Origin of the sequence: Pseudomonas sp. 008 (assembly GCF_016861935.1) — a bacterium.
Taxonomy (GTDB): Bacteria; Pseudomonadota; Gammaproteobacteria; order Pseudomonadales; family Pseudomonadaceae; genus Aquipseudomonas.
On record NZ_BOMA01000006.1, the window covers coordinates 269,633 to 296,115 of the forward strand.

At 59.6% G+C, this 26,483-nt stretch carries 24 protein-coding genes and 1 pseudogene; 18 read left to right on the top strand and 7 right to left on the bottom strand.

What is annotated here, in order from left to right; translation table 11 throughout:
- Window positions 1-3: 3 nt before the first annotated feature.
- The 3 genes from JUI81_RS14915 to JUI81_RS14925 are packed head-to-tail and all read left to right on the top strand — an operon-like array spanning window position 4 to window position 2,905.
- On the top strand, window positions 4-795 hold the full coding sequence (locus JUI81_RS14915) for an ABC transporter permease (protein WP_204124586.1): 792 nt from the start codon (window positions 4-6) through the stop codon (window positions 793-795).
- Complete coding sequence (locus tag JUI81_RS14920; protein ID WP_204124587.1) at window positions 795-1,988, top strand: ABC transporter ATP-binding protein; 1,194 nt, start codon at window positions 795-797, stop codon at window positions 1,986-1,988. The genes JUI81_RS14915 and JUI81_RS14920 overlap by 1 nt, the downstream gene beginning before the upstream one ends.
- Entirely contained in the window at window positions 1,985-2,905 is a 921-nt protein-coding gene (locus JUI81_RS14925) for a glycosyltransferase (protein ID WP_204124588.1), read from the top strand. The genes JUI81_RS14920 and JUI81_RS14925 overlap by 4 nt, the downstream gene beginning before the upstream one ends.
- A 59-nt stretch (window positions 2,906-2,964) precedes the next feature.
- On the opposite strand, the gene JUI81_RS14930 is transcribed toward JUI81_RS14925, so the two are convergent.
- A complete protein-coding gene (locus JUI81_RS14930; RefSeq protein ID WP_239077701.1) occupies window positions 2,965-3,960 on the bottom strand; it encodes a glycosyltransferase family 2 protein in 996 nt (331 codons plus the stop codon).
- A gap of 297 nt (window positions 3,961-4,257) precedes the next feature.
- Here JUI81_RS14930 and JUI81_RS14935 point away from each other — a divergent pair, with 297 nt between their 5' ends.
- From JUI81_RS14935 to JUI81_RS14960, 6 genes are all read left to right on the top strand, one after another.
- Entirely contained in the window at window positions 4,258-6,252 is a 1,995-nt protein-coding gene (locus tag JUI81_RS14935; RefSeq protein ID WP_204124589.1) for a nucleoside-diphosphate sugar epimerase/dehydratase, read from the top strand.
- 113 nt (window positions 6,253-6,365) lie between these two features.
- Window positions 6,366-6,701, top strand: a complete 336-nt coding sequence (locus tag JUI81_RS14940; protein ID WP_204124590.1) for a helix-hairpin-helix domain-containing protein — start codon at window positions 6,366-6,368, stop codon at window positions 6,699-6,701.
- 193 nt (window positions 6,702-6,894) lie between these two features.
- Window positions 6,895-7,689 (top strand): SDR family oxidoreductase, encoded by a 795-nt coding sequence (locus JUI81_RS14945; RefSeq protein WP_204124591.1) that lies wholly within the window; start codon window positions 6,895-6,897, stop codon window positions 7,687-7,689.
- Window positions 7,690-7,720: 31 nt separating this feature from the next.
- A complete protein-coding gene (gene fabF, locus JUI81_RS14950; protein ID WP_204124592.1) occupies window positions 7,721-8,995 on the top strand; it encodes a beta-ketoacyl-ACP synthase II in 1,275 nt (424 codons plus the stop codon).
- Window positions 8,996-9,073: 78 nt separating this feature from the next.
- On the top strand, window positions 9,074-9,727 hold the full coding sequence (locus JUI81_RS14955) for a GntR family transcriptional regulator (protein WP_028938999.1): 654 nt from the start codon (window positions 9,074-9,076) through the stop codon (window positions 9,725-9,727).
- 16 nt (window positions 9,728-9,743) lie between these two features.
- Window positions 9,744-10,595: a DUF1989 domain-containing protein gene (locus tag JUI81_RS14960; RefSeq protein ID WP_204124593.1), complete on the top strand. Its 852-nt coding sequence runs from the start codon at window positions 9,744-9,746 to the stop codon at window positions 10,593-10,595.
- 125 nt (window positions 10,596-10,720) lie between these two features.
- Here the strand turns inward: JUI81_RS14960 and JUI81_RS14965 are convergent, their stop codons facing one another.
- Together JUI81_RS14965 and JUI81_RS14970 are read right to left on the bottom strand one after the other, a co-directional pair.
- Window positions 10,721-10,888 (bottom strand): DUF2897 family protein, encoded by a 168-nt coding sequence (locus JUI81_RS14965; protein WP_008006000.1) that lies wholly within the window; start codon window positions 10,886-10,888, stop codon window positions 10,721-10,723.
- 128 nt (window positions 10,889-11,016) lie between these two features.
- Window positions 11,017-11,760: pseudogene (locus JUI81_RS14970) on the bottom strand (amino acid permease); the annotation flags it as partial.
- A gap of 168 nt (window positions 11,761-11,928) precedes the next feature.
- Here JUI81_RS14970 and kdpF point away from each other — a divergent pair.
- The 6 genes from kdpF to JUI81_RS15000 all read left to right on the top strand — a co-directional run bounded on the left by kdpF (window position 11,929) and on the right by JUI81_RS15000 (window position 20,045).
- Window positions 11,929-12,018 carry a K(+)-transporting ATPase subunit F gene (gene kdpF / locus JUI81_RS14975; protein ID WP_007899818.1) on the top strand — a complete coding sequence of 30 codons (90 nt, stop codon included), beginning with the start codon at window positions 11,929-11,931 and terminating at the stop codon, window positions 12,016-12,018.
- Window positions 12,019-12,026: 8 nt separating this feature from the next.
- Complete coding sequence (kdpA, locus tag JUI81_RS14980; RefSeq protein WP_204124594.1) at window positions 12,027-13,721, top strand: potassium-transporting ATPase subunit KdpA; 1,695 nt, start codon at window positions 12,027-12,029, stop codon at window positions 13,719-13,721.
- 12 nt (window positions 13,722-13,733) lie between these two features.
- Complete coding sequence (gene kdpB / locus JUI81_RS14985) at window positions 13,734-15,791, top strand: potassium-transporting ATPase subunit KdpB (protein ID WP_028939001.1); 2,058 nt, start codon at window positions 13,734-13,736, stop codon at window positions 15,789-15,791.
- Between the two features lie 241 nt (window positions 15,792-16,032).
- Entirely contained in the window at window positions 16,033-16,578 is a 546-nt protein-coding gene (gene kdpC / locus JUI81_RS14990) for a potassium-transporting ATPase subunit KdpC (RefSeq protein ID WP_204124595.1), read from the top strand.
- Window positions 16,579-16,646: 68 nt separating this feature from the next.
- On the top strand, window positions 16,647-19,298 hold the full coding sequence (locus JUI81_RS14995) for a sensor histidine kinase KdpD (protein ID WP_019582558.1): 2,652 nt from the start codon (window positions 16,647-16,649) through the stop codon (window positions 19,296-19,298).
- A gap of 48 nt (window positions 19,299-19,346) precedes the next feature.
- Complete coding sequence (locus tag JUI81_RS15000) at window positions 19,347-20,045, top strand: response regulator (RefSeq protein ID WP_019582557.1); 699 nt, start codon at window positions 19,347-19,349, stop codon at window positions 20,043-20,045.
- Window positions 20,046-20,094: 49 nt separating this feature from the next.
- Here the strand turns inward: JUI81_RS15000 and JUI81_RS15005 are convergent, their stop codons facing one another.
- Window positions 20,095-21,144, bottom strand: a complete 1,050-nt coding sequence (locus tag JUI81_RS15005; RefSeq protein WP_018929812.1) for a patatin-like phospholipase family protein — start codon at window positions 21,142-21,144, stop codon at window positions 20,095-20,097.
- A 219-nt stretch (window positions 21,145-21,363) separates the two neighbouring features.
- Between JUI81_RS15005 and JUI81_RS15010 the strand changes: the two genes are divergently transcribed.
- From JUI81_RS15010 to JUI81_RS15020, 3 genes are all read left to right on the top strand, one after another.
- Complete coding sequence (locus JUI81_RS15010) at window positions 21,364-21,642, top strand: hypothetical protein (RefSeq protein ID WP_018929811.1); 279 nt, start codon at window positions 21,364-21,366, stop codon at window positions 21,640-21,642.
- A gap of 46 nt (window positions 21,643-21,688) precedes the next feature.
- A complete protein-coding gene (locus JUI81_RS15015; RefSeq protein ID WP_028939004.1) occupies window positions 21,689-22,456 on the top strand; it encodes a CHAD domain-containing protein in 768 nt (255 codons plus the stop codon).
- Window positions 22,457-22,590: 134 nt separating this feature from the next.
- Window positions 22,591-23,388 carry an acyl-CoA thioesterase II gene (locus JUI81_RS15020; protein ID WP_019582555.1) on the top strand — a complete coding sequence of 266 codons (798 nt, stop codon included), beginning with the start codon at window positions 22,591-22,593 and terminating at the stop codon, window positions 23,386-23,388.
- Here JUI81_RS15020 and JUI81_RS15025 read toward each other — a convergent pair whose 3' ends face one another.
- The 3 genes from JUI81_RS15025 to JUI81_RS15035 form a co-directional block, all read right to left on the bottom strand.
- Window positions 23,389-23,757 (bottom strand): Mpo1-like protein, encoded by a 369-nt coding sequence (locus JUI81_RS15025; RefSeq protein WP_019582554.1) that lies wholly within the window; start codon window positions 23,755-23,757, stop codon window positions 23,389-23,391.
- A gap of 132 nt (window positions 23,758-23,889) precedes the next feature.
- The gene (locus tag JUI81_RS15030) at window positions 23,890-25,371 is read right to left on the bottom strand and encodes a methyl-accepting chemotaxis protein (protein WP_204124596.1); all 1,482 of its coding nucleotides are present in this window, start codon (window positions 25,369-25,371) and stop codon (window positions 23,890-23,892) included.
- A 283-nt stretch (window positions 25,372-25,654) separates the two neighbouring features.
- A complete protein-coding gene (locus tag JUI81_RS15035) occupies window positions 25,655-26,464 on the bottom strand; it encodes a TatD family hydrolase (RefSeq protein WP_204124597.1) in 810 nt (269 codons plus the stop codon).
- Between the last annotated feature and the right edge of the window lie 19 nt (window positions 26,465-26,483).

Consider the following 26,483-nt stretch of genomic DNA (forward strand, 5'->3'; position numbering starts at 1 on the left):
ACTATGATCGCAAGTATTATCAACTCAAGTTTAGCGCTGGCACGTCGCAGTATTGTCATGCAAATAAAGCAGCATGCATTGGGTTATGCCTGGACGCTAATCATCCCGATGCTTTACGCCGCCTGTTATATCTTTGTAAAACGTCAACTGAACGGTGAAGCCACCCATACGGTGGAAGGAAGCTGGGATGTATTGCGCGCCTTTGCCGGGATCACACTGTTTCAGTGCTGGATGCACATGGTTCAGGAAACTTCCGAATTCATTCGACGCAATCGTGGTTTGCTCAAGGGTATGAATGTGGGGCCCGTTCCTTTCGTGCTGGCCGTTGCGTTTGAGGGCATTATCGCGCTGGTTATCAGAGTGGTACTGATTCTGATCGCTGTTCCTGTACTCGGGCTTACGTTGCCCACGGATATCTCGTCATGGCTGTGGTTTTTCTGCAGTCTGATTGCCTTGTTGATATCCGCTACCATGCTCGGTCTGCTGTTGGCGCCCTGGGCTGTACTGTACGCCGATGTGCGTAAAGGCCTCAGTTCGATCAGCTTGCCGATGATTCTGATTTCCCCCATTTTTTATGCGGCCCTTGAGCAAAAAAGTGGCGCGTTGTTTTGGGTGAATGTTTTCAACCCTATTGCCTCTCCTTTGGCGGCCATCTCCCGATCCCTGCGGGGGGAGGAGTCTGTTTATATGCTCCCGATGTTGATCGCGATGGGGGTTTCGCTTCTGGTACTGTGTTGGCTGATCAAGTCCTTGAGTCGTCAGGTGCCAATTCTTCTTGAACGGATGGGTAACTGATGAGTGCTTTGCTTGAAATCGACGGTTTGTGGAAAAAGTATTCCAGGGACCTGAAATCATCCGTCAAATATGCCTCCAAAGACTTGCTGCGGGGAGCGTTGTCGCGAGGCGCAGCGCCCACTGAATTACGCGACTCCGAGTTTTGGGCTCTGCGGGATATCAATGTCTCGTTGCGCAGAGGCGAAGTACTTGGAGTGTTGGGGCATAACGGCGCGGGAAAGAGCACGTTGCTCAAGTGCATAGCGGGAAAGCTGGTTGCCGACCGCGGTAAGATCTCTCGCAAGGGGGAAATCGGATTTCTGCTCGAAATGAGTGCCGGATTTGTGCCTTCCATGACGGGCAGGGACAACGTATCTGTACGTGGTCAGCTTATGGGGAAATCCGGCAAAGAGCTCAAACACTACATTAGTGCTGTTCAGGATTTTGCCGGGCTCAATGAGTTTTTCGATTCCCCTGTGCAATTTTACAGCTCGGGGATGAAATCCCGTCTGGGATTTGCTGCCTCAACGGTCATTGAGCCCGACATTCTGATCATCGATGAAGTGCTCGCGGTGGGTGATCTTTCATTTCGGCTGCAGTGTTATGAGCGAGTCAATGAGCTGGCACGTAATGCTGCGGTGTTGTTTGTCTCTCATTCCATCGGACAAGTTGCACGCATGTGCGATCGCGGTTTCTTTCTGGAGAAGGGCCGGGTCATTTTTGATGGTGGCATACAACAAGCCATTTCCATCTACCAGGACAAGTTGGGTGACCAGAGCGAGAAGAAACGCGGTCACGTGTTGAATCCGGAACTGGTGTCATTTGACTTGTTGATTGATGGAAGCGTACTGCCTTCAGGACAGACCATTCCTTATGGCGCGCAAATGGTTCTGGATATCGATGTTTCCAGGTTGCCTGCCAATGCTCAGGTCTGTGTATTTTTAAGAGACAGTTCGCAAGGTGTTCTTATGGATTGGAACTCAGCTCGTTGTAACTTGACTTGGCCTGACTCTGCCAGTCGACTGGTCGCTCAGTTGGGCGGCGCAGAGTTGGCCCCGGGCCCCTATTCCTTGTCTATCCAGGTGATGAGCCCGGATGGTGTCAGTCATCTGTCCTTGTCAGAAAGTGTTGCATTCAGGGTCGGTGGCGAATACTTGAACGCTGTGCCTGTACAGAAGCTTGCGGACTGGCAGTTTGAAGGGAACCAGGTATGAACTTGCAGACCGACGATCATCCAACGGGAATGGCTGGAAATACCGTTTTGACGCCGGTCCGCGTCTTTGTAGCCGCCACCCCGGCTGAATGGTTGCCAATGCGGGTGCTGGAGTTTTCGATCAGAGAGCGGTCTTCACTGCCGGTTGAACTGTCGGCGATTTATAGCCATCAGCGACCAATCCCTCAGCCCCAAGGTATGGAGAACCAGGCTCGTACGCCTTTTTCCTTCCAGCGATTCCTTATTCCTGAATTATGTCAGTTCAAAGGGCGAGCCATTTATATGGACGCCGACATGCAAGTCTTTGAAGACATTGAGGGACTTTGGAGCCAGCCGTTTTTCGATAATCACCTGTTGACGGTAGAGAGCGGCACTCAAGGGCGCCGTTCGCAATTCAGCGTCATGGTTCTGGACTGCGAGCGATTAAACTGGAAGATCGAAGATATTGTTGCTGATCTGGACAGTGGGGCGCTTGAATACCGCACATTGATGTTCGAAATGAGCGTCGCGAAACAGATTGGCTACTCGGTGCCGGTGACGTGGAACTCTCTGGAGCAGTACTCCGCCGGACAGACCTCATTGCTGCATTACACCGACATGAACACCCAGCCTTGGGTTTCTCTTGAGAACCCGAACGGCCATCTCTGGATGGCATGCCTTAGAAGAGCCATCGACAGCGGTTTTATCAGCCGTGCCGAGGTCGCCAGAGAGGTTGACCAGCATCATGTAAGGCCTACGCTGTTGGCTCAGATCGACGCTGGCATAGATCGTACTTCTGAGTTGAGCGTCACTGCGGTGATTCGTGATCTTGCGTTTCAGGCGCCTTATCACAAGCTGGGTAAGAAATGGTTGGGGCGACTCAGAACCCGCACGTTGTATTACGTACGTCTGTGCCGATACATCATTAAAAAATTGTGATCGGTGCGAGCAGCACTTTTTTGAAAAGGGCACCTTGTGTCGGTGCCCGCTGTGTCACCTTAAATCTTGTTCAGGCAGATGGCCAGAATGAGGCTGATGTTACCGGCCAGGGTCTGGCGATAAACACCTGACTTTTTCATGAGGCGAAACCTCTTGAAGATGGAGCTTTGCCGCCCATGTTTGAAGTCATTCAATGTCTGCCGATTCACGGGTGTCAGTTCCCCTTCAAGTAACTCAAGGATCTGAAGGTTTGAATCACTCCAGCGGCTGAAGCGTCCGTCGATCAACTTGCCGAGGCGTATCAGGCGCTCTTTGAAACCGGAATTGGCACCGATGACATTGCCACCGTGCTGGCGATAGTCCAGCGTCGGCTCTGAATCGTAGATGACGTTTCCACCGCAGGCTGTCGTCAAAAGATAGGTGAGCCAATCGTGCGCGACAACGGTCATGGTGTGGGGGATCTTGTTCAAGAGGTCCCGTGCTGCGCTATTGAGGAGCATCGTATTGGCACCGGCAATGCTTTGGATCAGCGCATTCTGGAAGGCTGGGGGCCGTTTGAAGTCAGGTGAAAAACCAATGATTTTCCGGTCTTGATCGATCAGGCGAGTGCGGGAGCAGTACAGGGCTGGCAGATGGGGGGGCAGCGACTCCAATTGTCGGATACTTCTTTCCAGCTTGTTATTGAACCAGATATCGTCCTGATCGCTGAATGCAAAAAAGTCTGCCTTTATATTCTCGTTTCTTACCAGCGACATGAAGTTTTCAGCAAAACCTGCGCGCGGACCACTGAACACTTGTATGCGTTGTGAGTTGATCAGGTCCTGGTAATTTTCCAGCAGTGCAAGCGTTCCATCGGTAGAGCCATCATCAGAAATGTATAGCGTCCATTTTTGATGTGTCTGGGCTATGAAAGAGTCAATTTGCTCTTTAAGAAATGTGCAGCCATTAAACGTACACAGAAGGATCGCTACTTCGGGGGCTGTCAGTGAACTCCTTGAGTTTTCGACGAATAGCTCAGCGTCTGATCTACCGGACAGGGGCGGTTGCTGGTCCATGCGTCCTCGCATCATGAGTTTAAAAAATGCATTGTCAGTGCGTAAAAAAAAGACTGATGTCTACTTGACATCATCCTGGGTGATAGAACCGGCATCGGGGATGCGCACAGGGCGTGCATTTTATCTGTCTGGAAGGTTTAATCTCTACTCTTTTACGCTCTACTGGAGATTAGAGTGAATGCGTGAAGCGTGCCCGGGCACCGGCGCCTGCTTCGTTTATCGAAGGAATTGTTCTGTGACTGTGGTGCAATCCCTGCATGGCTTGGACTAACTGAGATCAAGATGGAAGGAATGGGAATGGACAAACTGCGGATATTCCTTTTGGGAATGCCTCGCCAGAGAAAGCGCCTGATTCAGGTGATCATGGACGTGTTCCTGGTCTGGATCTCGCTGTGGGGTTCGTTCGTGGTTCGTTTGGGTATAGACGATCTGCTTGAGCCTCTGAGGGCTCACCTGTGGTTGTTTCTTTGCGCGCCAGTGATTGCCATCCCTCTGTTCATTCGGTTTGGCATGTATCGGGCAGTCATGCGCTACTTTGGCAATGAAGCATTGATTGCCATTATCAAGGCGGTTAGCCTTTCTGCGCTCATTTTGGCAGTAGTCGTTTTCTGGTATAGCAACCATCAGGTCGTCGTCCCCCGTTCCATCATCTTCAACTACTGGTGGCTAAGCCTTGTCATCATCGGAGGCCTACGCCTATGCATGCGCCAGTACTTCATGGGCGACTGGTTCACCGCGGCCCAGCACGTACCGTTCACCAGCCGCGATGACGGCCTGACCAAAGTCGCCATCTACGGCGCAGGCGTGGCAGGCAATCAGTTGGTCGCTGCGTTACGCATGGGCCGGGTGATGCGCCCCGTAGCCTTCATCGACGACGACTCCAGCATCGCCGATCGCTCTATTTCCGGCCTCCAGGTCTACAAACCCAAACACATCCAGCAGATGATCGACGTCACCGGCGCACAGGAAATTCTCCTGGCGCTGCCGTCATCCACCCGTGCACGACGCAGGGAAATTCTCAATCTGCTGGAGGCTTATCCCCTCCATGTGCGAAGCGTCCCGAACTTCACCGATCTGGCCAGTGGTCGGGTCAAGGTTGAAGACATCCAGGAAGTGGATATCGCAGACTTACTGGGCCGTGATGCCGTGCCAGCCCAGGGCGATTTGCTCGAGCGCTGTATCAAGGGCAAGACAGTGATGGTCACTGGCGCCGGCGGTTCGATCGGTTCGGAGCTTTGCCGACAGATTTTCTCGCTCGGCCCGACCACGCTTCTGCTGTTTGAGCACAGTGAGTTCAACCTTTACAGCATCCTGTCGGAATTGGAGCAGCGCGCCTGCCGTGAATCGGTCTCGGTCAAATTGCTACCCATCCTCGGTTCCATCCGTAATCCGCATAAACTGCTTGATGTAATGAAGACCTGGGGGGTGGACACCGTCTACCATGCCGCTGCCTACAAGCATGTGCCAATGGTCGAGCACAACATTGCCGAGGGCGTGCTGAATAACGTTATCGGAACCCTGAACACGGCTCAGGCTGCGTTGCAGTCGGGGGTCGCCAACTTCGTGCTGATCTCCACCGACAAGGCCGTACGTCCGACCAACATCATGGGCAGTACCAAGCGCCTGGCGGAGCTGACGCTTCAAGCCCTGAGTCGTGAAATTGCCCCTGTGCTGTTCGGCGATAAAGCCAATGTGTCGCGCGTCAACAAGACCCGTTTCACCATGGTGCGCTTCGGTAATGTACTGGGGTCATCCGGTTCAGTGATCCCGCTGTTCCACAGCCAGATCAAATCCGGCGGCCCGCTGACCGTCACACACCCGAAAATCACCCGCTACTTCATGACCATCCCCGAAGCTGCGCAACTGGTGATTCAAGCCGGTTCCATGGGGCAGGGCGGCGATGTGTTCGTGCTGGACATGGGCGAACCGGTGAAGATTGTCGAGCTGGCGGAGAAGATGATTCACCTGTCCGGCTTGAGCATCCGTTCCGAGCGAAATCCCCAGGGCGATATTTCGATCGAGTTTACGGGCCTGCGTCCGGGAGAGAAGCTCTACGAAGAGTTGCTGATCGGCGATAACGTTGCCGCGACGCCACATCCGATGATCATGACCGCCAACGAAGACCATTTGCCCTGGGACGTGCTCAAGGGGCGTCTCACTGAGTTACTGATCGCTGTCGAGGAGGATGATTACGCCCGCGTCCGTCAACTTCTACGCGAAACGGTCAGCGGCTACACGCCCGACGGCGAGATCGTCGACTGGATTCACCAGCAACGCCGCCTCGAACCCTGATTGTTTCACATCCTGTAACGGACACACTTTTGACAGCTCCATCACATCGCCTAAGTTTGGGAGGCAGCTTCGGAAAAGCTGCTTCTTCCAATCGATGTCATGGAGCTTCATTTATGCGTACTGGCTATTTCTACTCTCTGGTTTTTGCCCTGCTCACCAGCGCCTCTATTGCGGCAATCGCTGCGCCGACGGCTACGCCAGAGGCTGCCAAGGCACCCTTGGTGCTGGACGCTGCCGCCAAGCCTCAAACCAATAAGGTCGATCTGAATGGGGCCGATGCGCCAACCCTGCAACGGGAGTTGACCGGGATCGGTGAGGCGAAGGCCAAGGCGATTGTTGCTTATCGTGAGAGTAATGGGCCATTTTCGTCGGTAGACGAACTGCTGGAAGTGAAGGGTATCGGCAAAGCCATTCTGGACAAGAATCGCGACAAGCTGGAAGTGAACTAAGCTTATAAATCCACACCAGGAGGCCGGTCATTGACCGGCCTTTTTTGCTTATTACTGCAGAGGGTTATCTGGCACCTTTTATCGGGATGCAAAAAATTACGGCTATCATATGGCGATAAAATTATGCCTATAATAAATCCGTCGTTCGCTGAAGCATTCGTCTTCCCTTAAGCATCCTCCCAGGAGCACTGTCATGAATTCTGTCCAGGCCCAAGGTACGGCCCTTGTCACCGGCGCTTCTTCCGGCATCGGTGCGGTTTACGCGCAACGGTTGGCGGCGCGTGGTTTTGATTTATTGCTGGTCGCCCGTGATCAGGAACGGCTGGAGGCTGCCGCGAGCAAATTGCGCGCGGAGCATGGTGTTCAGGTGGAGGTGCTCAAGGCGGATCTGACGCAAAAGGATGATGTATTGAAGATTGAGCAGCGTCTGCGCAGCGATTCAAGCATCAGCCTATTGTTGAACAACGCCGGTATCGCGGCGGATGGTTTGTTGGCCAACGCCGACATGGATCAGATGGAACGCTTGATTCAGTTGAACGTCACCACGGTGACGCGGTTGGCTTCGGCGGCGGCAGCCGGTTTTACCAAGGCCGGTCGTGGGACGATTATCAATATTGCGTCGGTAGTGGCGTTGTTTCCTGAGCGGTTCAACGCGACGTACAGCGCGAGCAAGGCTTATGTATTGAGCCTGACTCAGTCGTTGAATACTGAGCTGCAAGGCACCGGGGTTCAGGTGCAAGCGGTATTGCCGGGAGTGACACGCACCGAGATTTTGGAGCGTTCCGGTATTGATGCGTCCCAGATTCCGGAGGACATGATCATGGAAGCGGGAGAGATGGTCGACGCGGCGTTGTCGGGTCTGGATCAGGGGGAGCTCATCACCATTCCTTCCTTGCCGAATCTCTCGGAGTGGGAATCCTTTGTGGCGGCGCGTCATGCGATGGCGCCGAATCTGTCCAGAAGCACGGCCGCCGCGCGTTACAAGTGAGGCGCCATGAATCGACTGAGGTATTTGCGCTATGAGTAATCGTCGGGTGGTAGTCACGGGCATGGGCCTGGTGTGTCCGTTGGGGAGCGGCGTCGAAGCGGTTTGGGCGCGTATGTTGGCTGGACGCTCCGGGGTGCGGGCGTTGCCGGACGAGGTGGTTGCCGATTTGCCGGCCAAGGTCGGTGGCGTGGTGCCGACTCTGGCGGAAGATGCCGAGGCGGGTTTTGACCCGGATCGGGCGACGCCGCCCAAAGAGCAGAAGAAGATGGACCGTTTCATTGTGTTCGCCATGGAGGCGGCGCGTCAGGCAGTGGAGCAGGCCGGTTGGCAAGCGCTCGACGCCAATGCCCAGGAGCGCACGGCCACCATTATCGGCTCGGGCGTGGGTGGTTTCGGCGCGATTGCCGATGCGGTGCGCACCACCGACAGCCGTGGTCCGCGACGGTTGTCGCCGTTCACCATTCCTTCGTTTTTGGTCAACCTCGCCGCAGGCCATGTGTCGATCCAGCACGGCTTCAAGGGCCCTTTGGGGGCTCCGGTAACAGCGTGCGCGGCCGGGGTTCAGGCGATTGGTGACGCGGCTCGGCTGATTCGCTGCGGTGAGGCGGATATTGCGGTGTGTGGCGGCGCGGAGGCGGCGATCGATCGGGTCAGTCTCGCCGGATTTGCGGCGGCTCGGGCCTTGTCCGGCGGTTACAACGACACCCCGGAGCGCGCCTCGCGGCCGTTCGACAGTGGGCGTGATGGCTTCGTGATGGGCGAGGGTTCGGGCCTGCTGGTGATCGAATCCCTGGAACATGCCCTGGCACGCGGCGCTCAACCATTGGCCGAGCTGGTCGGTTACGGCACCAGCGCCGATGCTTATCACCTGACTGCGGGGCCGGAGGATGGCAGCGGTGCGCGTCGGGCGATGTCGCTGGCGTTGGCTCAGGCGGGCATTTCGCCGGCACAGGTGCAGCATCTCAACGCGCACGCCACCTCGACACCGGTTGGCGATTTGGGAGAGCTGGCGGCCATCAAGTCGCTGTTCGGCTCGGACAACAAGATCGCGGTGACGTCGACCAAATCCGCCACCGGGCATCTGCTCGGCGCCGCAGGCGGGGTCGAGGCGATCTTTACCCTGTTGGCGCTGCGCGATCAGGTGGTGCCGGCCACGCTCAACTTCGATAACCCGGATCCGGCTACCGAAGGCGTGGACATCGTTCACGGTCAGGCGCGACCAATGAACATCGACTACGCGATGTCCAACGGTTTCGGATTCGGCGGTGTGAACGCCAGCGTATTGTTCAAATACTGGGAGGACTAGTTCACGACAGGCAGGTGATGGCACGAATAGTGATTACTCATTCGCAGACGATTGTTGAACAATCACGAGGCGTTGAGTATGAGCAGCGGACTGTCCCTGGCCGACCACATCACATTGGAATTGCGCGCTGACATCATCGGCGGTCGTTTGCTGCCCGGCATGGCGCTGGTGGAAAACGATCTGGTGTCGGCTTACAACGCCTCGCGCAACACCATTCGCGAGGCGTTGCACCGTCTGGGGCAGGAAGGGCTGACCCGCTATGTCCGCAACAAGGGCGTGATGGTGCGCAGGCTGGGGGCCGATGATGTGCGCGATCTGTTCAAGGTTCGGCGCACCCTGGAACTGCAAGCCATCAGCGCCAGCCAGCCATTGCGTGAGTATCAGTCCGACCGGATGCTCGAAGCCCTGGAGGCCACCGAACTGGCCCGGGAGCGTGAGGACTGGCGCGCCGTCGGCACCCACAGCCTGGCCTTTCATCAACACATCGTCGGATTGCTGCGCAGTCCGTTGTTCGATGAGTTCTTCACCAACGTCGTCGCGCAACTGCGCCTGGTGTTTTGCACCGCTCCCGATGAATCACGTTTTCAGGCGCCCTGGCTGGCGCGTGACCGGCAGATACATGAGTTGCTGGCCGACGGCGACAAGCGCGCGGCTGCGGACGCCATGAGCCTTTATCTCGACGATTCCGAACACCTCCTGTTGCAGATGCTTGCCCCTTCTTCCCATCACTGATCGAGGATTTTGTGCCATGTACAAAGACTATCCGGCGGCCTATCAAGTCAGCAAAGGCTCGGCCTTGCAGGTGGACACAGCCTTCTACGAACGGATCCGCGACCAGAAAGAGCGGCGCACGCTGATCGAGCAGTTCGAAGTGCCGATCCGCACCGGTCGGGCGTGGAATGTGCCGGCCGGGCACGTGTTCAGGGTCACGACCCCGGTCGGCCCGCAAGTCGGGGATTTCAACGTCTGGAATGCCCACGATCCACGCGAGCGCTTGTGGGCGGCGCGAACCCGGCAGTTGCAGGGCGCCCATGTCAGCACCCATGACCGGCTCTGGTCGAACCTGCCATTTTTACGGCCGCTGGTGACCATTACCGACGACAGCCTGGCCGGTTATGGCATCGACGAACACGGCGGGCGTTTGCACGATTTGCTGGGAACGCGCTGCGATCCTTACGTGAACAAAATGCTTACCGGCGAAGACTTCCATCATCACTGCCACTCCAACCTGACTCGCGCCGTATTGCCCCATGGCCTGACCGAGTTCGATGTGCATGACGTGTTGAACATTTTCCAGTGCACCGGCCTGAACCACGACGACCTGTATTTCATGAAAGCCTGCCCGGCGCAGAAGGGCGACTATCTGGAGTTCTTTGCCGAGATTGATCTTTTGTGTGCGCTGTCGACCTGCCCGGGTGGCGATCTGTCGCTGGCCATGTGGGGGCCGGATGCGCAGGATCCGTTGAGTGTGTGCCGCCCGCTGGGAGTGGAGATTTACCGGTTGGAGGATTCGTTGCTTGAGGGCTGGAGCCAGCCGGAGCGTGCGGCTTATAAAGGACAGCACGGATTGCACATCGCCAAGGCCGATTGGGAAAAGTGAGGGGCTTTTGTGGCGAGGGGGCTTGCCCCCGTCCGGCTGCGAAGCAGTCGTAAATGTTTTAGGGCCGCTTCGCGACCCAACGGGGCGGTGCGGCGATCCGACAAGCCCCCTCGCCACAATTGCGGTCAGCGGTCCTGCGCATCCTTGGCATCCGCTTCCGCATTGCGTTCGGCGACGCGCTTGCGTTGCTCTTCAGTCAATTCGACCTTGTTGGCGGTGTCGCGCAGCATCATCAAACCGCCAACGATCGAGCCGATGGCAACGATCAGAATCAACCAGGCATACCAGGGCATAGGAGTTCTCCTTAAGGGCAGACCGGTGGACAAGGATTTCGCCAACCGATCCTGCATACCACTTTTGAGCGATGGAATTTCGCAGTGGTTCCATTCTATGCCTGATCCGACAGCTGCACTGCGGCTGTTTAGAGCCCGGTCAACATCGCATCCGCCGGTGCATCGGCACGCAGTTGCGCGGTCAGCATGAAGTACACGAAACCCACTGCCATGAAGCCGAGGAAGATCAACCCGATCAAGGTGTTGAACCAGGCCATCGCCACCAGGCAAACCACCGCCAACACCAGCGCAATGAATGGCAGCAACGGGTAGCAAGGCGCGCGGAAAGTGCGTTCCAGGTTCGGTTCGGTTTTGCGCAGTTTGAACAGGCTGAGCATGCTCATGATGTACATCACGATCGCACCGAATACCGCCATGGTGATCATTGCCGCCGTCAGCGTCATGCCGCCGAGGTTGATCAAGCCGTCACTGTAGATCGCCGCGATGCCGATCACGCCACCGGCGATGATTGCCCGGTGCGGGGTCTGGAAGCGCGACAGTTTGGCCAGCGATGCCGGCAGGTAACCGGCCCGGGCGAGGGCGAAGAACTGCCGCGAGTAGCCGAGGATGATCCCGTGGAAACTCGCCACCAGGCCGAACAGGCCGATCCCCACCAGCATGTGCAACCAGCCGGAGCTTTCGCCAACCACGGCTTTCATCGCTTGCGGCAGCGGATCGTTGATGTTCGACAGGGTGCGCCAGTCGCCGACACCCCCGGCAAAGAACATCACGCCCATCGCCAGCAGCACCAGGGTCAGGATGCCGCTGATGTAGGCCTTGGGAATCGTGCGTTTCGGATCCTTGGCTTCTTCGGCGGCCATGGCCGTGTCGTCAGTGCTGCCGCCTTCGCGAGCAAGCCCGGACACCACAGCAACCCCGGCATAAACCCACTCTTTACACATTCTTTATGCCCCGCCACACCCCTCGATCTCGCTCCTTTACAGCCTCCCTGCCGACAATCACTCCACACGCGGCAATACGCCGTAACACGGAGAACTTCCATGAGCGTTCTGGACGGAGTGTCACTGCTATTGGCAGTGGGGCTGTTCATTTATCTGTTGGTTGCGCTGTTGCGCGCGGACCGGAACTAGGAGCGGCTATGCACAGTTATGACTATTGGCTGATCCTCGCCTTCTTCGCCGTGGTGCTGATTCCGGCACCGTTTCTGGGGCGCTTCTACTACAAGGTGATGGAAGGGCAGCGTACCTGGCTTTCGCCGATTCTCGGCCCGGTGGAGCGTGGCTGCTATCGGGTGGCCGGCGTCGATCCGCAGGCCGAACAGAGTTGGCAGAAATACACCCTGGCCTTGCTCGCCTTCAACCTCGCGGGCTTTTTGCTGTTGTTCGCGATCCTGATGTTCCAGGATCACTTGCCACTGAACCCGCAAAACTTGCCGGGCCAGGAATGGACGTTGGCGTTCAACACCGCCGTCAGCTTCATGACCAATACCAACTGGCAGTCCTACAGTGGCGAAGCGTCCCTGAGCTACTTGAGCCAGATGGTTGGCCTCACCGTGCAGAACTTCGTCAGCGCCGCCACCGGTCTGGCGGTTCTGGTTGCACTGTGTCGCGGCATTGGTCGCAAGTCGACCAAAACCCTCGGTAACTTCTGGGTCGACATGACTCGCGCCACCCTCTACGGCCTGCTGCCTCTGTGCTTGCTGCTGGCGCTGTACCTGGTGTGGCAGGGCGTGCCACAAACCTTCGCGCAATACGTGAATGCCGTGACGATGCAGGGCGTCGATCAGGTGATCCCGCTCGGCCCGGCCGCCAGCCAGATTGCGATCAAGCAACTGGGCACCAACGGCGGTGGCTTCTTCGGCGTCAACTCGGCGCACCCGTTCGAGAACCCGACGGCCTGGAGCAACCTGTTCGAAGTCGCCTCGATCATTCTGATCCCGGTGGCGCTGGTGTTCACCTTCGGCCATTACGTGAAAGACCTGCGTCAGAGCCGCGCGATTATCGCCTGCATGCTGGCGCTGTTTTTGATCGGCGGCGCGACTTCGCTGTGGGCTGAATACCAACCCAATCCGACCTTGGCCAACGTCGCCGTCGAACAGACCGCGCCGCTGGAAGGCAAGGAAGCGCGTTTCGGCACCACCGCCACCGTGCTGTGGTCGGTGACCACTACCGCAGCGTCCAACGGTTCGGTCAACGGCATGCACGACAGCCTCAACCCGCTGAGTGGCATGGTCGCGATGGTCAACATGATGGTCGGCGAAGTGATCTTCGGCGGCGTCGGTGCCGGGCTCTACGGCATGTTGCTCAACGTGTTGATCGCGGTGTTCCTCGCCGGGCTGATGATCGGCCGCACGCCGGAATACCTCGGCAAGAAACTGCAAGCCCGGGAAGTTCAGCTGCTGGTGGTGACCTTGCTGGTGATGCCGGTGGGCGTGCTGGTGCTCGGCGCGATTGCCGCCAGCCTGCCAGGCCCGGTGGCAGCGGTGAGCAACCCCGGTGCTCATGGTTTCAGTCAGTTGCTTTATGCCTACACCTCGGCCAGTGCCAACAACGGTTCTGCCTTCGGCGGCTTCGGTGCCAACACCGCGTTCCACAACCTGATGCTGGGGCTGGGCATGTTGATCGGGCGCTTCGGTTACATCCTTCCGGTGCTGGCCCTGGCCGGCAGCCTGGCGATGAAGAAAACCGCGCCGATCGGCCAGAACAGCTTCCCGACCCATGGCCCGCTGTTCGTGACCTTGCTGACCGTGACCATTTTGCTGGTGGGTGGTTTGACCTTCCTGCCGACGCTGGCGCTGGGTCCTATCGCTGAACACCTGAGCCTGGGCTTCTAAGGGGAATCGATGATGAATATGCCCGCAACTAAAGCCGCCGTCGTCAAGGCGCCGGAACAACCGAAAACCGCGATCTCGGCCCTTTGGCGCCCGGCGCTGGTGCAAGCCTTCGTCAAGCTCGACCCTCGGCAATTGCAGCGTGCGCCAGTGATGCTGGTGGTGGAACTGACCGCCATTCTCACCACCGTGCTGTGCTTCATTCCCGACAGCGCCGTGCCGACTTTCGTCGCCGCGCAAATCGCGTTGTGGCTGTGGTTCACCGTACTGTTCGCCAACTTCGCCGAAGCGTTGGCCGAAGGTCGCGGCAAGGCCCGCGCCGACAGTCTCAAGGCCGGCAGTGTTGGCTTGAGCGCCCGGCGCAAAAATGCCAATGGCAGCTTTCAGGTAGTGCCCGCCAGTAGCCTGCGCAAGGGCGACGTGGTGCGCGTCGAAGCGGGGGAGATGATTCCCGGCGACGGCGAGGTGATTGAAGGCATCGCGGCGGTCAACGAAGCGGCGATTACCGGTGAGTCGGCACCGGTGATTCGCGAATCCGGTGGCGACCGTTCGGCCGTCACCGGCAACACTCGACTGGTGTCGGACTGGCTGCTGGTGCGCATCACCGCCAACCCCGGTGAGTCGACCCTCGATCGAATGATCGCGCTGGTCGAAGGCGCCAAACGCCAGAAAACCCCGAACGAAGTGGCGCTGGATATCCTGCTGATCGGCCTGACCCTGATCTTCCTGCTGGTGGTGGTGACCCTGCAACCGTTCGCCCACTTCGCCAACGGTAACCTGCCGCTGGTGTTCCTCGTGGCGCTGTTGGTCACGCTGATTCCGACCACCATTGGTGGCTTGCTGTCGGCCATCGGTATCGCCGGGATGGACCGTCTGGTGCGCCTGAACGTGATCGCCAAATCCGGTCGTGCCGTGGAAGCGGCGGGGGACGTGCACGTCCTGCTGCTGGACAAGACCGGCACCATCACCTTCGGCAACCGTCGCTGCAGCGCGGTTTATGCCGCACCAGGCGTCAGCGCCAAGGAGCTGGCCGAAGGCGCGTTGTTCGCCTCTCTGGCCGATGACACCGCTGAAGGCAAATCCATCGTCGAGTACCTGCGCGGTCTTCACTCGCACCCCGAACCGTCCCCCGAAGTACTGACCGCCGTGCCGTTCAGCGCTGAAACCCGCCTGTCCGGTGTCGACTATCAGGGCCGGGTCTATCGCAAGGGCGCGGTGGATTCGCTGCTGAATTTCGTCGGTCTGAAACGCGCTGATCTGGCTCCCGCCCTGTCCCGGGAAATCGACAAGATCGCCCAGAGCGGTGGTACGCCTCTGCTGGTGTGCGCCGACGGCAAATTGCTCGGTGTGATTCATCTGAAGGACGTGGTCAAACCCGGCATCCGCGAACGTTTCGCCGAACTGCGCAAACTGGGGATTCGCACGGTCATGGTTACCGGCGACAACCCACTGACCGCCGCCGCGATTGCTGCCGAAGCGGGCGTGGATGACGTACTGGCCGAAGCCACGCCGGAGAAGAAACTGGCGCGCATTCGCCATGAGCAGAACGACGGTCGGCTGGTTGCCATGTGCGGCGATGGCGCCAACGACGCCCCGGCCCTGGCTCAGGCGGACGTGGGCATGGCGATGAACGATGGCACGCAGGCGGCGCGGGAGGCGGCGAACATGGTCGACCTCGACAGCGACCCGACCAAGCTGTTGGACGTGGTGCAGATCGGCAAGGAATTGTTGGTGACCCGTGGTGCGCTGACTACCTTTTCCATCGCCAACGACGTGGCCAAGTACTTCGCGATCCTGCCGGCGCTGTTCGCCTCGATCTACCCGCAATTGGGTGTGCTCAACGTCATGCACCTGAGCAGTCCGCAGAGCGCGATTCTGTCGGCGATCGTGTTCAACGCCCTGATCATTGTGGTGCTGATTCCACTGGCGCTGCGCGGTGTGCGGGTGCAGGCGGCGAGTGCGGCGGCGTTGTTGCGACGCAATCTGCTGATCTATGGACTGGGCGGGATTCTGGTGCCGTTCGTGGGCATCAAGGCGATCGACATGCTGTTGACGGCGTTGCATCTGGTTTAGCGGTTGTTGTTTGAGGCAGGGGCTTTTTGTGGCGAGGGAGCTTTTGTGGTGAGGGGGCTTGCCCCCGTTGGACTGCGTAGCAGTCCTGAAACCAGCCAACTCGTTGGGCCAGACAGCTCGCGGTTGCCGCATTGGGGCTGCTGCGCAACCCAACGGGGGCAAGCCCCCTCACCACAAGAAGCACTATTGCCTGAGCAGTAGCATCCAGACCTGAGTTTTTTATCGAATCGAGGATTTTGAAATGTCCACACTGATACGTCCGGCCCTGAGCCTGCTGGTGCTGATGACCCTGATCACCGGCGTCGCCTACCCCTTGGTGGTGACCGGCGTTGCCCAGGTTGCCTTCCCGGACCAGGCCAATGGCAGCCTGGTGCGCGACGCCGACGGCAAGATCCGCGGCTCGTCGCTGATTGCCCAGGATTTTGTCGGCGACGCCTGGTTCCACCCACGGCCATCGGCCGGTGCCTTTGCCACCGTGTCGAGCAGCGCCAGCAACCTTTCACCGAGTAATCCGGCGCTGGCCACTCGGGTGATCGAGGAGGCCAATAAACTGCAGGTGGCCGGGCAGGGGCCGGTGCCGTTGGCGCTGCTGACCACCTCCGGCAGCGGCCTCGATCCGCACTTGCCACCGGCCGCGATTGCCTATCAACTGGCGCGTGTCGCAGCGGCGCGCAATCTGCCGGTGTCTACGCTTGAGCAATTGTTGAATGCGCACATCGAACAGCCGTTGGTGGGGCCGCCGGTGGTGAATGTGCTTGAGTTGAACCTGGCGCTGGAAAAGCTGTAAATCGGTGGCGCCGCGAAGAGGCCCTGACAGTCACTGCATCAACATCAGCATAAGAGAGAACTTCAAGCATGAGTGACTCCGGCCGCGCCGATGCGCTGTTAGCAGACCTGCCCCGCGATGGCCGCGGCCGGCTCAAGGTGTTCCTTGGCGCCGCTCCGGGGGTCGGCAAGACCTACGCCATGCTCCAGGCTGCCCACACTCAACTGCGCCAGGGCGTGAAGGTCCTGGCCGGGGTGGTCGAAACCCATGGCCGCGCCGAAACCGAAGCACTCCTCGCCGGTTTACCGCAGCAGCCGTTGGTGCGCTCGGAATACCGTGGCGTAATGCTCGAAGAAATGGACCTCGATGGCTTGCTCGCCGCCAAACCGAAACTGGTGCTGGTCGACGAACTGGCCCACACCAATGCCCCCGGCAGCCGTCACACCAAACGCTGGCAAGACATCCAGGAATTACTGGCTGCCGGCATCGACGTGTTCACCACGGTCAACGTCCAGCATCTGGAAAGCCTCAACGACCAGGTGCGCGGCATCACTGGTGTACAGGTGCGTGAAACCCTGCCGGACTGGGTGTTGCAAGAAGCCTACGAACTGCTGCTGATCGACCTGCCGCCGCGTGAGTTGCTGGAGCGTCTGCGCGACGGCAAAGTCTACGTGCCGGAGCAGGCGCGGGCGGCCATCGATGCGTTCTTCACCCAGACCAACCTCACCGCCCTGCGCGAACTGGCGATGCAAACCGCCGCCGCTCAGGTCGATAACGATCTGGCGCAGGGGTATCGCCAGTTAGGGCAAGCGGCGCCAGCGGTGCGCGGTCGCTTGCTGGTGGGCGTCGATGGCGATGCGCAGGCCGAGCGTCTGGTGCGTCACGCCAGTCGCGTCGCCCAGCGGCGGCATCTGCCATGGAGCCTGGTGCATGTGGACAACGGCCGGGTGCGTGACGAACAGTCGCGCCTGCGCCTGCAAAGCGCCCAGCAACTGGCCGAACGCCTCGGTGGCGAAGTGGTGTTGCTGCGCGCCGGTGAGGTGGCGAAAACCCTGATCCAGCACGCCGCTGAACGTCGTGCCAGCCTGGTGCTGGTGGGCCAGTCACGCCAGCGTTTGCGTCGACGCTTGTTCGGCGGCGGCCTGGCGTCGCGTTTGTTGCGCGATGCTCGCGGGCTGGAAATCAACGTGCTCGACAGCGATCAAGAACAGCATCAGCCACGTCAGCGTTCGGCGCAGTCGCTGGTGTGGTTCGACTACGCGTTGGCGCTGGTGGCGACGGTGCTCGCCAGTGCCCTGGCCTGGGCGGTGTCGAGCGTCTTGCCACTGCCCAACATTTCGTTGGTGTTCCTTGCGGCGGTGTTGCTGGTGGCGGTGCGCAGCAGTCTTGGCCCGGCGCTGGCTTGTGCGGCGCTGTCGTTTCTGACCTATGACTTTCTGTTCATTCCGCCGACGTTCTCTTTCAGTATTCAGCGCGAAGAAGACGTGCTGACCTTGCTGTTCTTCCTGCTGATGGCGGCCCTGACCGGTAACCTTGCAGCGCGGCAACGGCGGCAACTGGAAGCCTTGCGCGACACTCAGGAAGAGACCAGTGAACTGCTCGACCTGTCGCGCAAACTCACCGCCGCCACCGACCGTCAGGCCGTGGTCAGCGCCGCGGCCCAGCATCTCAACGGCTGGAGCGACCTGAAGCTGTGCCTGCTCAATCGCGATGGCCAGAGCGGCTGGAAAGTTGAAACCGGTGGGCCGCTGGAGTTTTCCGAGGCCGAGCGCGCCGCCGCCGATTGGGCCTGGCAACACGATCAACCGGCAGGCGCGGGCACCGGCACCTTGCCGTTCGGGCGCTGGTGGTGGTGGCCGTTGTCGGTGGACGACGGGCCGCTGGCATTGCTCGGCGTGTGTGCCAAAGAAGGCCAGACCCTGAGCGGCCAGCGTCGGCGCTTGCTGACCGCACTGAGCCAACCGTTGGCCCAGGCGTTGGCCCGGGCGCAACTGGCCGATGACCTTGAGGCCGCGCGTTTGCATGGCGAAACCGAACAGTTGCGCAGTGCGCTGCTGGCGTCGGTGTCCCACGATTTGCGCACGCCGTTGACCTCCATGCGCGGCAGCATCGACAGCCTGTTGGCGCTGGGCGAGGCGATTCCGCTTGCGGACCGTCGCGAACTGCTCGAAGGCACCCGCGATGAAGCCGAACGGCTGGATCGCTACATCCAAAACCTGCTGGACATGACCCGCCTCGGTCACGGCGCCCTGAAGCTGGCGCGGGACTGGGTATCGCCGGCAGACATCGTCGGCAGTGCACTTAATCGTCTGCGCGCGGTGCTGGCGTCGTTGCACGTCGTGACCGAAGTGCCGGCCGAACTGCCGCTGCTCTATGTGCATGCTGCGTTGATCGAGCAAGCACTGGTCAATGTGCTGGAAAACGCCGCGCGTTTTTCTCCGCCCCACGGACGTCTTGAATTGCGCGCCGGCGCCACTGACAGCGAGCTGTTTTTTTCGGTGAGTGATGAGGGACCGGGGATACCGGAGGAGGACCGGGCGAAAATTTTCGACATGTTCTACACCGCCGCTCGTGGTGATCGCGGTGGGCAGGGTACGGGGTTGGGGCTGGCGATCTGTCAGGGTATGGTCGGTGCCCATGGCGGGCGGATCAGCGTCGCCGACGGCATCGAAGGGCGCGGCACCTGCATCACGCTGCACTTGCCGTTGCAGACTCAGCCGGGATTGGACAGTGAAGCCTGATCCCGCCTGCGCTACTCTCTTGCCACCTCTTTGTGTTGATGTGAATTCATGAGCCAGACCGCGACCATTTTGGTCATTGACGACGAACCGCAGATCCGTAAGTTCCTGCGCATCAGCCTCGCCTCCCAAGGCTACAAAGTGCTGGAGGCCGGCACCGGTACGGAAGGCCTGGCCCAGGCCGCATTGAACAAACCTGACTTGTTGGTGCTCGACCTCGGCCTGCCGGACATGGACGGCCAGCAGGTATTGCGCGAGTTTCGCGAGTGGTCGACGGTGCCGGTACTGGTGCTCTCGGTGCGCGCCAGCGAAGGGCAGAAAGTCCAGGCTCTGGATGGCGGCGCCAACGACTACGTGACCAAGCCGTTCGGCATCCAGGAGTTTCTCGCCAGGGTGCGCGCCTTGCTGCGTCAGGCGCCAACGGGTGAGGCCCAGGAAGCGGCGCTCAGTTTCGGTCCGCTCACCGTCGACCTGGCTTATCGCCGGGTGCTATTGGACGGCGCCGAAGTGGCGCTGACGCGCAAGGAGTATGCGGTGCTGGCGCAACTGGCGCGGCATCCGGGGCGGGTGATCACCCAGCAGCAATTGCTCAAGGACATCTGGGGGCCGACTCATACCGAGGACAGTCACTATCTGCGGATCGTAGTCGGGCATTTGCGGCAGAAACTGGCGGATGATCCGACTCAGCCGCGGTTCATCGTCACCGAGGCGGGGGTGGGGTATCGGTTGTTGAGTGAAGTCAGCCTTTAGTTCTGTTTATCGCTCCCACGCTCTGCGTGGGAACGATCGTCAGTACGCTTTACCGCCAATCTTCATTGCGCTCACTCTCATACCGATCCAGCGTATCCCGGGCAATCTCCCGCCCCAGCGCGATCAGTTCCGGCGCCTTGTAGAACTCGAAAAAACGGCACACCCGCTTGGGCACGTTGATCAGGATATCCGGTGGATACCCGGCAATCTTGTACTGCGCCAATGAAGTTTGCATCACCTCGAAACTCTGGTTGATCAGGTCCAGCAAAGACGCCGGCCCGACGTTGTCGATGATGAACGACCCGGTGGCGGATTTCGGTGCGCCGTCGCTTTCCGGGGCTGCGGCCGGTTGCTGGGCTTCGGGCTGGGCGGATTCGATCCACGGGTTGATCTCGGCCGCTTCTGCCATCAGCGCTTCCTTTTCGAGAAGCAGCAATTGCTCCGCCTGTTTGCGGCGGAAAGGCAATTTCGAGCCCAGCGAGCTGATCAGGCTGTCGAAGCGGGTCTTGAATGCCGCCGGGCGCTGGATCACCGGCAGTTGATAGTGACGCTGGTTGGTGGAGTTGAGGTTGACCGCGATGATCAGGTCGCAATGGCTCGACACCACCGGCACGATCGGCAACGGGTTGAGGATGCCGCCGTCCACCAGCATTCGATTGCCCTGCATCACGGGGGTGAACAGGCTGGGGATCGCCGCCGACGCACGCATGGCCTGGTGCAGGCAGCCTTCCTGGAACCAGATTTCCTGCTGGTTTGTGAGGTCCGTGGCCACGGCTGTATAGGGGATGCGCAGGTCTTCGATATTGATCTCGCCGACGATCTTGCGGATCTGCCCGAAGACCTTCTCCCCGCGAATCGCGCCCAGGCGGAAGCTGACATCCACCAGACGCAACACGTCGAGGTAATCCAGGCTCTCGATCCAGTCGCGATAATCATCGAGTTTGCCGGCGGCATAGATCCCGCCGACCACCGCGCCCATGGAGCAACCGGCGATGCAGGCGATGTCGTAGCCACGCCGTTCGATCTCTTCAATAACGCCGATATGGGCGTAGCCCCGGGCACCGCCCGAGCCCAACACCAGTGCGACACGCTTTTTCATGAATCGACCTCTTTGACAAGGTTCAACAATGCACCCAACGAGGGGCTCGCTTCAATCGCTATGGTCGTTCGACGGGAGCGGGCGTCGTTTTTTGACACTCAACGAAGGCGAGTAGGTATCCTCGCGAGCGCTATAGTTTCCACTGCGGGTCCAAGGCACTTTTCGCGCGCCAGAGCGGTCTTACCTGCACGACTGTCTATTATCTTTGAGGTGTGAGTAATGAAAGCCTGGATTTGTGTACCTTTGATTGCGTTGGCGCTTGCCGGTTGTGCCGGTAAAACCGCTTACCGTGACAGCTGCGGTAGCCAGCTCGACGCCGCCTGGCACGAACTGGATCTGGCCAAGGCCGAGGGTTTAGCCGGGACTGTCAGCTACTCCAAGGCGCTGTCGTTGCTGACCGGTGCCAAGACCCAGCAACAATTCGAAGCGTACGAGGGGTGTACCAGAAAGGCCGAGAAGGCACGTTTCTACATTCGTGAGTCCCGCGCCGGCCGTTGAGGCATGATGGAGCGTACTCAGGGTAATTCGATTCAGGGAGTACGCGATGTCTGCCGTGGTTGATCGGTTGGTGGCTCAAGTACTGGGCCTGGAAGTCCGTTTGCTGGCCTGTCAGGCTCGCTTGAGTGCCCGCACCGATCCGGAAGCGCTGCACGATCTGCGCACCACCGTGCGCAGATTGCGCAGCCTGCTTCGTCCCTTGCGCGGTTTGCCTGGGGTCGAACAACTGGAAGCAGCGTCGTCCCGGGTCGGCCAACTGACCACACCGTTGCGTGATCGTGAAGTGCTGGCAGCGTACTTGCTCCAGCACAATCAACCCGAGGCCGCGCACCGGCGCATGGCGCGGATGGCTGAGGCTTATCCAGCCGTGGCGATGAGCCCGGAGCTGACGCAGTTGTTGATGATCCTCGACGCCTTTCCGCGTTTCCTGCGGGCCTCCCAGCGCCAGGGTTTGCTCAAGGGCTTGCGTCAGCGCATCGAAAAACGCCTGGCCAAACAATGGAAGAAACTCGACCAGGCCCTGCACGATCCTGCCCATGACCGCCATCGTCTGCGCCTGCTGATCAAGCGTGCGCGTTATGGCATCGAAGCTTATCCCGAACTGGATCGTTTGCCGGAAGCGGCCATGCCCAGGCTGAAGTCGGCTCAGGCTGCCTTGGGGGATTGGCACGACAGCTGGCAATGGCTGGCCCGCGCCGAGGAAGAGCCTGATTTGCAGCCATGTGTCGAAGTCTGGAAAACCACCATGGCCCAGGCCGAAGAGCGCGCCGACCGTGTTCTCGACAAACTCAGCAGAGCTTGCTTCAAATCCTGAAACCATCACGAATCCAATGTGGGTTCCAGCCGAGCACGGCTCATCTGTCAGTAATTTTGGCCGGAATAAGCGCTGTGCCGGCCTTGCGAGCTGGTTAAGATCGCTCCATCCATTTCCCAGTCCCTGAGGTTCCCATGCGCTTTTCCGATCTGCTCGACGCTGTTCGCAGCCAGCCGCAGGAAGTGTCTATTCCACCTGAGTGGGGCCAGGGGCGGGCGAGTTTTGGGGGGCTGATCGCCGCCTTGCAATACGAAGCCATGCGCGCAAAAGTCCCGGCGGATCGTCCGGTGCGCTCGCTGGCGATCACCTTTGTCGGCCCGGTCGAGCCCGATGTACCGGTCAGCTTTGAAGTCGACGTATTGCGCGAAGGCAAAGCCGTCAGCCAGGTGCTGGGCCGGGCGATGCAGAAGGGGCAAGTGGTGACGTTGGTCCAGGGCAGCTTCGGCGCTTCGCGAACTTCCGAAGTGGTGGTCGCGGCCAACCCGGCTCCTGAGATGAAGCATTGGGACGACTGTCAGGAACTGCCGTACATCAAAGGCGTGACCCCGGAATTCATGCGCTACCTGGCCATGCGCTGGAGTGTCGGTGGCATGCCGTTCACCGGTAACAAATCGCGGGACATGGGTGGTTGGGTACGCTTGCGCGGGGATGGGGAGGGCGAGTCGGTCAGTGAAGCCCATATCCTGGCGCTGGTCGACGCCTGGCCGCCGTCCTTGTTGTCGCATCTGAAGAAACCGGCGGCAGGCAGCACACTTACCTGGACCATCGAATTCGTCCAGCCGTTGCTGGCGTTGAGTACGCTGGACTGGTGCAAGTACCTGGTGGACATCGAACATGCCGCTGACGGCTACGGGCACGCCGCCGCCAATCTCTGGAGCGAAGACGGTCAGTTGATCGCCATGAGTCGGCAGACCGTCACGATTTTCGCCTGATCAGCGATGGCGACGGTGGCGTTCGCGCCAGGCGCGCCACCAGCCGCCACTGAAGAAAAACCGTGGGAAGGTCAGGAACTGCTCGACCAGCAAGCGTGATACCGCGTCTTTGCGATCACTGAACGGCTCGGAGGCTTGCGCCTCCAGGCTATGACCGTGACGCTGCAGGCCCAGGGCGGCAATCAAGCCGATGACGCCAATTGCGAAGCTCGCCAGATCCAGGCTGAACACCCCCGAGACCATCAGCAAAAACGCCACGATGAACAGCGGCACGGCAATCAGGTGCAACACCAGATTGGTCGGGTGCTGGTGATTGTGCGGGTACAGGCGCCATTGCCAGGCGGGAAGGTTGGGATGACGTTTACCCATGATGCTTATCCTTGGTTCGTTGAGGCTCATGAACAAAGAATAGGTCGGGCGAAAGCCGTCGGCGAATCAAGGCTGGCTATCGGCGCGATAGGGGTCATGGTCGATATTCATGTTGACTGCCTTCGCGGGCTCTTAAAGCTTGAGCTGCCCGATGGCCTTGCTCAATTCCCCGGCCAACATCGCCAATTCATTGCTGGTAATCGCCGAGTTCACGGTCTGCTTCACGGTGTTCTCGGTCACGTCGCGAATGCTCACCACGGCCCGATTCATCTCCTCCGCCACATGACTCTGCTGCTCGGCCGCCACTGCGATCTGCGTATTGCTTTCACGCATTTGCGCCACCGCACCGGTGATTTCAGCCAGGGCCACACTGGCTTCCTGGGCCTGTTGCATGCAGTCGTCCGCCTTGTACGAACTTTCCTGCATGAAATCCACCGCATCCCGAGTCCCGGCCTGCAGCGCTGAAACCATGGTGGTGATCTCGTCGGTGGACGTTTGGACCCGTTTGGCCAGGTTGCGCACTTCATCGGCGACCACCGCAAACCCTCGGCCCATCTCACCGGCCCGGGCCGCTTCGATGGCCGCGTTCAGGGCCAGCAGGTTGGTTTGTTCAGCGATGCTGTGAATTACGTTGACCACGCCGTTGATCTTCTGGCTGTCCTCGGCCAGGCGCTGAATCATCTCGGCGGTTTGCTGCACGCCAGTGGACAATCCGCCAATCGATTTCTGTACCCGAGTCACCACTTCCTGACCGCTGCCAGCCAGGGTGTCGGCGGTTTGCGAGAGGTCGCGGGTGGCGCCGGCGTGTTGGGCAATGTGATGGACCGTGGCGGTCATTTCGTTGATCGCCGTAGCGGCCTGATCGGTTTCGCTTTGCTGGCCGAGCATGCCGTGACGCACCTCGTTCATGCTCGCGGCCAGTCGCGCGGCGCCGACGTCCAGTTGCCGGGCGGTGCTGGCGACAGTGTTGACCACCCGCTGGTAGCCGGCCTGCATGGCATTGAAGGCATTGGCCATCTGCCCGACTTCGTCCTTGCAGGCCAGTGGCACACGGGCCGACAGGTCGCCGCTTTTCTCGACGTGGAGCATCACGTCTTTCAAGGTGTTGAGCTGGCTGAGCAGGAAGCGGATCAACAGTTGCGACGCGCCGAGCATCGCCAGCATCAGGATGAACACCGCTACCGCGTAGTGAGTGAAGCGCTCGCCGAACACCTGGCTCAGGCTCGGGCTGTAGGCAACAACTGCGACCTGTTGACCGTCGGGGCGAGCGAACACCTCGGCGCCCATCAAGGGATTTTCCCCGAACAGCGGCATGGCATTGATCTGGACCCAACCGAGGGTATCGGTCAGCTCAAGCAGCGGTTGCCCGTTCAGTAAAGGCGCCTGCCCACGATTGAAGGTCAGCAGGTTGTCGGCCTTGGGCAACGGCTGCCCGACAGGCCAGGCATTGAGCAATCGTGCCTGGGCCTGGGCCGATACTTGCGCGGCGTGACTGCGGGCCTGTTGTTCGAGCTGCACGGCGTACAGCACCAGCAACAAGGTGGTGACAAAGGCGACTGCGTTGACCGCCCAGAATTTGTATTTCAGCGAGATATTGCTAAGCCAGGCACCCATGGAGGTCTTCTCTGATAGCGGAAACAGTTTTGGCAAGGTGCCATTATTGTGCCGCTACTCAGGGATTCAGATGTTGATACAGGTCAACAAGCACGTCATATCTAAATGTGTGGACGATCCTGTGTGGCGAGGGGGCTTGCCCCCGTTGGGTCGCGAAGCGGCCCCGAAACCTGCAATCGCGGTGTATCAGGTACACCGCACATAATTATTTACGACTGCTACGCAGCCGAACGGGGGCAAGCCCCCTCGCCACACTGGCTCGTTCCCACAGGGGAATGTGTGTTTATTGAGGGGTCGAGGGCAACCCGAAAAACGCCCGGGCGCTGGCGGTGCTGTGGGCGGCGAGATCTTCCAAGCTTTCCCCGCGATGCAACGCCACTTCACGCAACACTTCAGTCAGATACGCCGGCTCGTTGCGACCGTTTTTCGGCTTGGGACGCAAGCTGCGGGGCAGCAGATACGGCGCGTCGCTCTCCAGCATCAAGCGCCCGCGTTTAATCTCCTTGACCAACGGATGCAGGTGCGTGCCCCGGCGTTCGTCGCAGATCCAGCCAGTGATGCCGATGTGCAAGTCCAGATCGAGATAACTGAACAGCGCCTTCTTTTCACCGGTGAAGCAGTGCACCACGGCGGCCGGCAATTGATCGCGGTAATCGTGCAGGATCTCCAGCAATCGTTGGCTGGCGTCACGTTCATGCAGGAACACCGGTAGTTGCAGTTCGACCGCCATTGCCAGATGTTCTTCGAGGACTTTTTCCTGCTGCGGGCGGGGTGAGAAGTCACGATTGAAATCGAGGCCGCATTCACCCACGGCCACTACGTTCGGCTCCTTGAGCAAACTGCGCAGACGCTGGGCGCTGTCGGCGTTCCAGTCGCTGGCTGAATGCGGGTGAATTCCGGCCGTAGCGAACAGTCGCTGAGCGCTTTCGTCCAATTGCCGGCACAGTTCCAGCGCCTGTTCGCTGCCCTCGACGCTGGTCCCGGTAAGCACCAGTTGGCAGACCCCGGCAGCGTAGGCACGGTCGAGTACAGCCTGGTGTTTGTCGGCAAAACTGGGGTTGGTCAGGTTGACGCCGATATCGATGAGTTGCATGGTGCTACCTCGGACCAAA